Consider the following 1,530-nt stretch of genomic DNA (forward strand, 5'->3'; position numbering starts at 1 on the left):
AAAAACCAGCTAATGTTTGTCAAGCTTTGGGGTCTTGGTGTCAGGAAAAAATCTTGTTATAATTCTGTACATGCCAAATAACCTCCGTTGGCGCGGAGGGTGTTGGTTAAATATGGATTATGCGGCGTAGGGTGTGCCTTTCTTCAAGATGGCGTAAATGTGATGCAAGAGCTTGTTGGCGCAAGCAATCACCGTCACCTTGTAGGGCTTGCCCTCTTGTCTTTTCTTATCGTAGTACGCTCGTAGCCTTTCGTTCGTACTCCCTCTAACCCCGCATTGCACAGCCAAATACAGTGCTCGTCTTAGCCGTTTAGAGCCGCGTTTGGTGATGCGAGTGTTGGATGCTACGAATTGACCTGAACTATGCACACTCGGATCGAGCCCTGCGTAGGCAACCAATTGTTTCGGATTCTCAAATTGCTCGGCATCGCCGATCTCAGCAATTAGCGAGGCGGCCAGCTTATCCCCGATGCCTGGAATTGTCTTTAGCAGTTCCACTTCCGGAATTTCCTCTGCCTCTTCTTGTATCTTCATTTCCAGTCGACTCAATTGTTCTTGTTGAGCAAGCAGGATCTCCACCATGCACAAGAGCGCTGTCCGTTGAGCCACACTTTGTTTTTGCGGCAGTTGCACCGCTTGTATGCGCGCCACCTTAGACAGAATCCATGCCTTCCCGTGCGAGCTGCCTGCTGTTTCGCGTATCACTTCCTCGGTAATGACCGCCCCCTGAAGCATGTGAAGCAGCACACGTAAAGAAGTCTTGGAAAACAAGTCATGGAACACATCCTCGTATGCCGGACATACCTGATCCAGCAGTGCCCTCGCGTTCAATTTCGACTGAACGAATTGTGCTGTCATAAACTCATGTTGCCTTGTCATATGCTGCAGCTCCGTGATTGAATCTGCCCACCTGCGATGCGGTTTTACATCGCCACGGTAATACATCTCGGCCAAATGAAATGCGTCCGCTGCATCCGTTTTTACTTTGCGTAACTGTGCGCTTTTCGAACGTTTGGATAACAACGGGTTTAGGATGAAATGCTCCACATTCATCCGCTCCAAGTAATCTACAACCACCCGATGATAGTGTCCCGTAGCTTCCAAAACAACGACGGGTTTAGCACCCGTTTGCTCTTCTAACTGACGAATGACATCATCCAGCCTCTCAAGTCCACCATCGGCATGCCGGATGACTTCCGGCTTCCCGTACGCCTCACCGCGCTTCGTAAACGCTTGAAATACGCTCATTCCTTTCGCAATATCCAATCCGATAACTGGTCCCATTTCAGCTCCTCCTGATGTTAAATTAGCCGGCAATCCCACGATGGTTCCAAACCCATAGCTTCGCTTGTGATACGAGGTCAATTGCCCCAACCAGCTCAAACATGGTCATTGGGAGTAGTGGGAGAACAGTTTTTATTACGGAGTCAGCGCCCCTAAAAGCCGCACGTTCTCCCGGCTATCGCCATCATAGACCGCCTATAAAAATAGGCCAACCAGAAATGTCTGGCTGACCTGATAATACGAAAA

1 protein-coding gene is annotated in these 1,530 nt (G+C 49.4%); it reads right to left on the bottom strand.

The genetic code is table 11. The annotated features are described in order from the left end of the window. Positions 1-117 precede the first annotated feature (117 nt). The gene (locus GON22_RS25450) at positions 118-1,284 is read right to left on the bottom strand and encodes an IS110 family transposase (protein ID WP_160398857.1); all 1,167 of its coding nucleotides are present in this window, start codon (positions 1,282-1,284) and stop codon (positions 118-120) included. Positions 1,285-1,530 lie beyond the last annotated feature (246 nt).

It is taken from the genome of Paenibacillus sp. MMS18-CY102 (assembly GCF_009789195.1).
GTDB lineage: Bacteria > Bacillota > Bacilli > Paenibacillales > Paenibacillaceae > Paenibacillus_T.